Origin of the sequence: Actinoplanes awajinensis subsp. mycoplanecinus (genome assembly GCF_001509495.1) — a bacterium.
Taxonomy (GTDB): domain Bacteria; phylum Actinomycetota; class Actinomycetes; order Mycobacteriales; family Micromonosporaceae; genus Actinoplanes; species Actinoplanes palleronii.
The window spans coordinates 26997-35143 of record NZ_LLZH01000353.1; the positions used below are offsets into that span (position 1 = coordinate 26997).

9 protein-coding genes are annotated in these 8147 nt (G+C 72.1%); 4 read left to right on the plus strand and 5 right to left on the minus strand.

The window, feature by feature from the left end; genetic code table 11:
* Window positions 1–160 precede the first annotated feature (160 nt).
* Entirely contained in the window at window positions 161–754 is a 594-nt protein-coding gene (locus ADL15_RS50800) for an RNA polymerase sigma factor (RefSeq protein WP_232345140.1), read from the plus strand.
* Window positions 751–1563, plus strand: a complete 813-nt coding sequence (locus ADL15_RS50805) for a hypothetical protein (RefSeq protein ID WP_067708819.1) — start codon at window positions 751–753, stop codon at window positions 1561–1563. The genes ADL15_RS50800 and ADL15_RS50805 overlap by 4 nt, the downstream gene beginning before the upstream one ends.
* Window positions 1564–1596: 33 nt before the next feature.
* Here ADL15_RS50805 and ADL15_RS50810 read toward each other — a convergent pair whose 3' ends face one another.
* The 5 genes from ADL15_RS50810 to ADL15_RS50830 all read right to left on the minus strand — a co-directional run bounded on the left by ADL15_RS50810 (window position 1597) and on the right by ADL15_RS50830 (window position 6137).
* Complete coding sequence (locus ADL15_RS50810; protein WP_067708821.1) at window positions 1597–2325, minus strand: hypothetical protein; 729 nt, start codon at window positions 2323–2325, stop codon at window positions 1597–1599.
* A 53-nt stretch (window positions 2326–2378) separates the two neighbouring features.
* Window positions 2379–4028 carry a serine/threonine-protein kinase gene (locus ADL15_RS50815; protein ID WP_067708823.1) on the minus strand — a complete coding sequence of 550 codons (1650 nt, stop codon included), beginning with the start codon at window positions 4026–4028 and terminating at the stop codon, window positions 2379–2381.
* Window positions 4029–4291: 263 nt separating this feature from the next.
* Complete coding sequence (locus ADL15_RS50820; RefSeq protein ID WP_067708838.1) at window positions 4292–4498, minus strand: 4-oxalocrotonate tautomerase family protein; 207 nt, start codon at window positions 4496–4498, stop codon at window positions 4292–4294.
* Between the two features lie 2 nt (window positions 4499–4500).
* Window positions 4501–5403, minus strand: a complete 903-nt coding sequence (locus ADL15_RS50825; RefSeq protein ID WP_067708826.1) for an SDR family oxidoreductase — start codon at window positions 5401–5403, stop codon at window positions 4501–4503.
* Window positions 5403–6137 carry an SDR family oxidoreductase gene (locus ADL15_RS50830; protein ID WP_067708829.1) on the minus strand — a complete coding sequence of 245 codons (735 nt, stop codon included), beginning with the start codon at window positions 6135–6137 and terminating at the stop codon, window positions 5403–5405. Before ADL15_RS50830 ends, ADL15_RS50825 begins: the two co-directional genes overlap by 1 nt.
* A gap of 109 nt (window positions 6138–6246) precedes the next feature.
* Here ADL15_RS50830 and ADL15_RS50835 point away from each other — a divergent pair, with 109 nt between their 5' ends.
* Window positions 6247–6999 carry a TetR/AcrR family transcriptional regulator gene (locus tag ADL15_RS50835; protein WP_067708832.1) on the plus strand — a complete coding sequence of 251 codons (753 nt, stop codon included), beginning with the start codon at window positions 6247–6249 and terminating at the stop codon, window positions 6997–6999.
* A gap of 76 nt (window positions 7000–7075) precedes the next feature.
* Complete coding sequence (locus ADL15_RS50840; RefSeq protein WP_067708839.1) at window positions 7076–8038, plus strand: hypothetical protein; 963 nt, start codon at window positions 7076–7078, stop codon at window positions 8036–8038.
* Window positions 8039–8147 lie beyond the last annotated feature (109 nt).

Genomic DNA, 8147 nt, shown 5'->3' on the forward strand with positions numbered 1-8147 from the left:
GTCCGGTGCGTACCGGCCCATCACGAAGGCGTTCCACGCCGTTCCATCGATATGCGGTCACCGCCTCGCGACCGCGACCGGGCTGCCTCGGTTTCTCGTACGTCCGGGATCGGATTCAGGAGGGCTGTAGTGATCGTCGCCCCGCTGGACATGAGGGGGTGTGAACCGATCCAATGCGCTCGTGGTGGCCGATCAACGAGGGGAAGTCCCGCTCGATGACGAGGCCACCTTCCGAACCCTGTTCGAGGCGGCCTACGACGATCTGCTCGGCTTCGTCGAGCGCCGCACCCATCAGCTGGCCGCCGAGGACATCGTCGCGGAGGTCTTCCTGACCGCCTGGCGTCGCCTCGACGACGTCCCGCGCGACCTGGACCAGGCCCGCGCCTGGCTGTTCACGGTCGCACATCACACGCTGCGCAACCGCCGCCGCAGCGACCACCGGCAGCAGGCGGTCGCCCTGCGCATCCTTCGCGAACCCGGTGCGGCCGACAGCATCGCCGAACCGGCGGACGTCGCCAGCCGCATCGACCTGAACCGCGCGTGGGAGCAACTGAACCACGACGATCAGCAGGTCATCGCTCTGACCGTCCTGGACGGGCTGACCGGTCCGCAGGCCGCCACGGTGCTCGGCATCTCCAGCACCGCGTTCAGCCTGCGACTTCTGCGCGCCCGCCGTCGCCTGCGCAAGCACTACTCCGGGGGCATCGCTGCCGCCTCCCCCTCCATCACCACGAATCCGGGAGCCATCCGATGAACAGCACCGACAGCCGAAAGCTCGACCAGCAGTTGCGGGCCGCGGCCCAGCCCGTCGCCGCGGGCCGGGTGCATCACGTTTCCGCCCAGGCCCTGCTGGAGCGCATCGTCAGCAGTCCCCGGACCGCCGAGGCGCCGCCGGCCAGCGCGCTCCGCCCCGCACTCCACTGGCGGCGGTGGGCGGTGGCCGGCGTCGCTGCGGCTGCTGTGTCCGCCGCTGCCTTGATCGTTCCGGGTGTGGGTGACGAGGCGGCGTACGCCTCCTGGACCGCGACCCCGGCCGCGCTGCCGGCCGGCGCGGCCGAGACCCTCAGCCGCGACTGCATGACCCAGAAACTGGCACCGGACTGGGGTTACACCCAGGCCGAGCTGGACCAGGCCCGCGAGGTGCTCGGCGAGACCCGCGGCGCCTATCAGTACGTCACCGTGGCCACGGGCCGGTGGACGGCCACCTGCTTCCGCGACAAGGCCGGTTCGGTGCACTGGGGCAGCTCCTTCGAGTCACCGGTCCCCGACGCCCAGCTCGGCGGCAAGGGTGTCGAGCTGCAGGCCTGGGGCCAGCTCAAGACCAGCGAGGGGTACGCCCGGCTGATGGCGGGCCACCTCGGCGCCGACGTGACCGGTGTCGACGTCACCCGGCCGGACGGGACGACGGTCCGGGCCACGGTCCGCGACCGTTACTTCCTCGCCTGGTATCCCGAGGCGGCGGAGGAGACCCGCCCGACAACCATCACCCTGCGGCTCAAGGACGGCGGCACCGTCACGGACCTGTCGGCCCGCGACCTCTACGAGGCGCCGAAGCTGGACTGATCCCGATCGGTCGGCTTCGTGCGCCGCGCGCGGTCAGCCGCGGCGGCAGTTGTAGGCGACCTTCGTGCCGGCCTGGATCGGTGACGGCTCGATGAGGTTCAGCGTGGCGGTCTCGGTGGTTCTGCCGGTGCCGTCGAAGGTCCAGTGGAGCGTGAGCGCGGCGGTGCGCTGGCCGGTGCCGATCTGCTCGGTGAGCATGGTGCCGGGCTCCGCGTCCGTGCGGAACCACTGGTAGCGGAGCACGCCGCTCCGGCCGTTGGTGTGCACGGTGGCGACCACGTCGACGGTGACGTTGCAGCGGGTGCCGGCGGGACGGGGTACGGCCACCGTGACGCTCTCCACCTCCAGGGGCCGCAGCCGCTGCCAGAGGTAGAACCCGGCCACCACGACCAGTGCCAGGGTCAGCAGGCTGGAGAGCACCGACACCAGCCGGCGCCACACCGGGCGGGGCCGTTTGGCGGGGGCGGCGGCCGGCCAGGCCGGGGTGGGCTGTGGGGCCACCGGCACGCCCGGTCCGAACCGCAATTCGCCGGCTGCTCGTACCGTCGGATTGTCATCGGCCGGGAGATGGACGGTCGAAGCGGACGGGCTGACCTGAGGGCCCGGGTCCGGTGCGGGCAACCGGGTGGTGCGGTTGGAGCCGCTGAAGCTGGCGGTCGCGTCCGGGTCGCCCAGGTACACCGTGGGGACCGGGCGGTCGACGGTCGCCCAGGGATCGACAGGTGGCGTCCGGTCGTCGAAGGGTCCGTCCGGGCGGGTCACGCCTGCCGTCCCCGCGCCGGCACCTGCTGCTGTGCAGTGGGCATGGCGTGCTCCTAACCGGGGGTGCAGATGTTGGTGAGGGTGACATAGGTCGGCGACGCCGACCGGGCCGAGTTGCCGGCCGCGTCGACGGCGACCGCGGAGACCGGGACGCGGGTGGCCGACCTCGGCATCGGCAGCGGGCCGAGCGTTCCCCGGAAGATGCCCTTGCCCACCGAGTCCATCGCCACGGTCGAGGTGCTGCCGCCCAGGGTGTAGGCGAAGCTGACCTTCAACTCGCCCGGGCCGCTCTCATCGTCGGTGACGGTCACCGCGATGGTGCTCGTGCGGGTGCCGTACTGGCAGTTCTCCGCCTCCAGGGACGTCCCGCGCGCGCTGACCGTCCCCACGGTGGGGGCGGTGGTGTCCGGTGGGGGAGTCGGCGAGGTGCTGGTCGACGGGCTCGGTGAGGGCTTGGTGGGCGTGGGCTTGGTGGGCGTGGGCGCGGTGGTGGCTTCGACGGTGGGCGAGGTGGACGAGGCCGGGCTGGTGGTGACTGTCGGTGGCACCGTGCTGTCCGAGGTCGCGGTGGTCGGCGAGGGGATCACGCTGGGCGCCGCGGCCACCACCGGGTCCGCGGCGACCGGGGCGGCCTGGCCACCCGCGAGGGCCGGGGTCTCGTCAGCTGCGGCGGCGTACTGGTATCCCGCCAGACCGATCAACAGGACCGCGACGAGGGCGCCGCCGGCCAGCACGGTCTTCTTGCGTACGCCGGAAGAACCGAGGGAACGGCCCGGCGTGTCGTCGGCGAGCGAGGTCGTGGCGAGGCTGGTCGCGCCCCCGCTGCCGTCGGGGAACGGCCACAGCAGGGCGAGCAGGGCGGCCCGGCGTGCCAGCTCACGCACTCCGCGGTCCTCCCAGTCCGGACCGTACGCCGTGCCGGCCACCCGCTCCAGGTCGTCGAGGAAGGCGAGCGCGTGCTGCGGACGGTCGGCGGGCTGCTTGGCCATGCCGTGCCGGAGCAGGTCGTGCACCGGGGCCGGCGCCGGGTCGGTCGGGATGGGCGCGTTGGCGTGCTGGTCGTGCAGGGCGAACACGTTCGGCCCGTCGTACGGCGGCTTGCCGGTCAGGCACTCGAAGAACGTCGCGGTGGCGGCGTAGATGTCGCAGGCGGGTGTCGCCGGCGCGCCCGTCCACTGCTCGGGGGCCATGTAGCGGGGTGTGCCGGAGACGACGGTGTCAGCGCCCTGACCGACCGGCGCGGCGATGCCGAAGTCGGCGAGCTTGCTCAGCCCGTCCTCGTTCACCAGCACGTTCTCCGGCTTGTAGTCGCGGTGCACGACACCGTGGGCGTGCGCCGCGGCCAGCCCGGAGAGAGAACCTTTCAGTACGCAGAGCGCCGCCTCAGGGCCGGTCGGGCCGTGCTCGCGCAGCATGTGCCGCAGCGACACCCCGTTGACCAGCTCCATCACGATCGCCGCGCCGTCGGCCGACTCGACGTACTCGTAGAGCCGGGACACGTACGGATCGTCGATCTCCGCGAGCAGCTGCGCCTCGCGCCGGAAAGCGGCCCGGAACGAGGCGTCGTCGCCGAGATCGCGGATCAGGTACTTGATCGCGACCGGGGTGCCGGTCGCGTCGTGGGTGGCGAGGACGACGCTGCCCGACGCACCGGCGCCGAGCGGGCGAACAGGCGTGTAGCCGGACAGCTGCCAGCCGTTCATTCGGGGCACTCCACCATCCATGGGGGCGGATGTCTGGCTCCGCCGCGCGGACCATTCTGGTCGTGAGAAAACCATATTGGATCCGCGCAACGGCTCCTTCCATCAGCCGGTCGGGCGACCCCAACCGCGCCTAGGGGTTTCTCGGTTTACTGGACCAACTGGAAGTTGGGGATCTTCGGTTGACGGTCCGAGCGGGGCTGCCGGATGTCCTGCACGACGGCGCCCTCGGGGATCGTCGTCCGTGAGATGCCAGCGATGCGGGGTCAGCTGCGGCCGAGCATCTCCGCGGTCAGGACGTTGCCGCCCAGGCCCCAGCCGCCTTCGGCGACCTCGTCGACCAGGACCAAGGTGGTCGCGCGGGCGCGTTCGCCGTACACCTCGGCGTAGGCGTCGGTGACGGCGTCGATGAGCTTCTTCTTCGACTCCGGGGTCAAGGTGTCCGCGGGAACCTTCAGGTTGGCGAATGGCATGGTCATTTCTCCTTTGGTACGGACGATGACGTCAACAGATCCTCGATGCCGAGGCGGTGGTAGAACTCGCCGCGGATACGGTCCGCGACGGCCGAGACCACCTCGCTGCCGTCCTGGCTCGGGTCCACGTGGGTGCGGAACGGCCGCGAAGAGGCGGGCAGGCCGATGACCCGGACGATCTCGTCGGCCACCGACTGCACGTCGGCGTCCGGCGGGATCAGGGCGGCCAGCCGCTGGTCGATCTCGGCGCGGAGCACGCCGTAGAGGGGTTCGTAGGCGGTCTCCCGCTCCCGATCGGCCGGGTGGCCGGCGTGCAGGAAGTGGTTGGTGCCCGAGGTGAAGGCGCCGGGGACCACGATGGTGGTGCCGATCCCGAACCGGATCAGCTCGGCCGCGTAGCTCTCGGCCAGGGCGTCCATCGCCGCCTTGGCCGCGAAATACGGTGCGAGGAAGGGCGGGTGGCCCCCGCGGGTGGAGGAACTGCCGACCCAGACGAGCAGCCCGGAGCCCTGCTCGCGCAGCACCGGCAGGGCGGCCCGGTTGACCCGCTGGGTGCCGACCACGTTGACGTCGTAGACGTCGGTGAGCTGCTCGGGGGTGAACGCCTCGGCCGGCCCGAGGACCATGTGGCCGGCGTTGTGCACGACCACGTCGAGGCGGGTGTGGCGCTCGACGATCGCGGCGACGGCCGCGTCGGCGGAGGGCTGCGACTGGACGTCCAGGTCGACCGCCGAGACCGCCAGGATCTCCGCGGCCGCGAGCTGGTCGAACGCCGCGACTGCCGGAGCGTTGCGGCCTGCGGTGGCGCGCATACCGGCGACGACGGTGTGCCCGGCTCGGGCCAGAGCCTCCGCGGTCAGCTTGCCGAAGCCGCTGGAGGCGCCGGTGACGAGCACGACGGCCATCAGATGATCCCGCCGTTGGCGCGGACGACCTGGCCGTTGACCCAGCGTCCGCCCGGCCCGGCCAGGAACGCGACGACCGCGGCGATGTCGGCCGGGGTGCCGAGCCGCTCCAGCGGGGGTTGTTTGGCCAGGTGCTCGATGGTCGCCTCGTCCTTGCCCTCGAGGAACAGGTCGGTGGCGGTCGGCCCGGGCGCGACGGCGTTGACGGTGATGTCCCGGCCGCGCAGCTCCCGCGCCAGGACCAGGGTCATCGCCTCGACGGCGCCCTTACTGGCGGCGTACCCGCCGTAGCCGGGGAACTGCAGGCCGACGACCGAGGTGGACAGCAGCACGACCGCGCCGCCCGGGCGCAGCCGGCGGGCCGCCTCGCGCGCCACGACGAAGGTGCCCCGGATGTTGGTGCGGTGCATGGCGTCGAGGTCGTCCAGGTCCAGCTCGGCGATCGGGGACAGCGCCATCCGGCCGGCGGAGTTGACGACGACGTCGACGCCGCCGAACGTCCGCGTGGCGGTGTCGAACAGGGCCGCCACGGCGTCCTCGTCGGCGACGTCGGCCTGGGCCGCGACGGCCTGCCCGCCGGCGGCGGTGATCTCGTCGACGACCTGCTTCGCCGCGACCTCGTTGCCGGCATAGCCCACGACGACGGCCTGGCCGGCCGCGGCGAGGGAGGTGGCGATGGCGCGGCCGATGCCACGGGAAGCGCCGGTGACGACGGCGACTCGGTGCTCTGCCATGAGTGCCCTCCAAGATCAATAGTGGCGATAGCGGGTTTGCGTATCGCCGATATGACGAACGTAGCACGGCGCTCGGATCGTTGCTAGCGATGTGACGTAGCATTGATTCATGAGCGACGAGGAAGACCCCGGACGGTCCCGCCGCCGACGTGGCACCGCCGGTCCGGCCGACGACACGAGCGTCCGGACGGCGCTCGTCGAGGCCGCCGAGCGGCAGCTCGCCGCGTCCGTGGACGGCGACATCGCCACCCGGGCGGTGAGCGAGGAGGCCGGGGTCAGCCAGCCGGTGCTGTACCGGTTGTTCGGCGACAAGCGCGGCCTGCTCGACGCGGTCGCCGATGCCGGCTTCGACCGGTACGCCCAGCGCAAGGCCGGGCTCGAGGCCACCGGCGACCCGGTCGCCGACCTGTATGCCGGCTGGGACGACCACATGGCCTTCGCCGCCGAGAATCCCGCTCTCTACCGGTTGATGTTCGCCCCGCGCCCGCAGTCGGCCGCGACGGCCTACCGGCGCATCCTGGACCTGCTGGAGAGCACCCTGCTGCGCTGTGCCGCTCGCGGAGCCCTCGCCACCACGCCGCAGTCGGCGGCCCAGCTGATCCTGCCGGTCAACATCGGCGTGGCTCTCAGCCGGATCGCCCAGCCCGCGCTGTTCGGCGATCCGGCGCTGTCACACACGGCCCGCGATGCCGTCTTCGCCGCCGTCCTGGCCGATCCCGCCGCGCCGAGCGGCCCGGATCCGGTCCGCGCCGCCGCCCGACAGCTCCGTTCCCAGCTCGCCCTGACCGGAACTGATCGGCTCGAACCGGCGGAGACGGCCCTGCTCGACCGCTGGCTCGACCGGATCGACCAGCCCGGCTGACCCGGAGCCTGTGCCTGCCAGGGGTACCCCCGAGCAGGTGTGGTTAGCGGCTCTTCCCCGCCCCATGCTTCTCGGCATGAAGCACCCGAGAATCACCCGCGCACTGCTGGTCGCGGCCGTCCTGGCCTCCGGAGCGTTCGCGCCGATGGCGGCGAGCGCCGCCCCGGCCCTGCCGGTTTCCGGCGCCACCACCGTGGTCCACTTCGACCTCGCGGCCGGGCAGATGCCGGAGAACATCGTCGCGGATCGCGACGGCGGCGTCGACGTCACGTTCGCCGGCGCGCGGCAGGTCGCGCGGATCGACAACCACGGAAAGGTACGGGTGCTGGCCACGCTGCCCGCCCCGACCGACCCGGCGGCCGTGACGCCGCTGCTCGGTTTCCCGCTGACCACCGGCCTGGTGCGCGACGGCCGCACCTTCTACGTGCTCTACGCGACCGGGTCCGCGAAGGAGACCGGCGTCTGGACGTTCACCGAGGGCAACCCGCCCCGCAAGCTCGCCGACCTGCCCGCCGACGGCCTGCCCAACGGCCTCGCCCGGGACGGCCGGACCGGCACGCTCTACGTGACCGACTCGGCGAAGGGCGCCGTCTACGCCGTCACGGCCACGGGCCGCGTGGAGGTCTTCAGCACCGACGCGGCGCTCGCGCCGACCGGCTTCTTCGGTGTCAACGGCGCCAAGGTCCGCGACGGCCACCTCTACGTGTCCAACTTGGATCAGGGAACCCTGTTGCGTACGCCGGTGAGCGGCCGCACGGCCGGGGTCTTCACGACGGTCGCCTCCGGGCTGGCCGGTATCGACGACTTCGCCTTCACCGGCCACGGCGACCAGGTCCTCGCCGGCCTCGTCACTGAGAACAAGGTGGTCCTCGCCGGCGGCGGCAGGCCGGTCAGCACGGTGCTGACCGCCGCCGACGGCCTGTCCAACCCCACGTCCGTCCTGCTCCGCGGCGGCACGGCGTACGTGCCGAGCGCCGCCTACACCACCCAGAACGACCCCAACCTGCTCATCCTGCGGCTCGGCAGGGGCCGCCACTGAGGATCTAGCCCCAACGCCGTTCAGTTAGGGCTGGGTGGCTTCTGTCAAGATCAGGACGTTGATCTCGGTGGTGGCTTGGTAGGTGGTGCGGTCGATGTTGGGGCCGCGG

Coding starts and splice junctions, on each gene's coding strand:
- ADL15_RS50815 (WP_067708823.1), bottom strand. CDS start 4,028: ATGAACGGCTGGCAGCTGTCCGGCTACACGCCTGTTCGCCCGCTCGGC.
- ADL15_RS50820 (WP_067708838.1), bottom strand. CDS start 4,498: ATGCCATTCGCCAACCTGAAGGTTCCCGCGGACACCTTGACCCCGGAG.
- ADL15_RS50830 (WP_067708829.1), bottom strand. CDS start 6,137: ATGGCAGAGCACCGAGTCGCCGTCGTCACCGGCGCTTCCCGTGGCATC.
- ADL15_RS50825 (WP_067708826.1), bottom strand. CDS start 5,403: ATGGCCGTCGTGCTCGTCACCGGCGCCTCCAGCGGCTTCGGCAAGCTG.
- ADL15_RS50805 (WP_067708819.1), top strand. CDS start 751: ATGAACAGCACCGACAGCCGAAAGCTCGACCAGCAGTTGCGGGCCGCG.
- ADL15_RS50840 (WP_067708839.1), top strand. CDS start 7,076: ATGAAGCACCCGAGAATCACCCGCGCACTGCTGGTCGCGGCCGTCCTG.
- ADL15_RS50835 (WP_067708832.1), top strand. CDS start 6,247: ATGAGCGACGAGGAAGACCCCGGACGGTCCCGCCGCCGACGTGGCACC.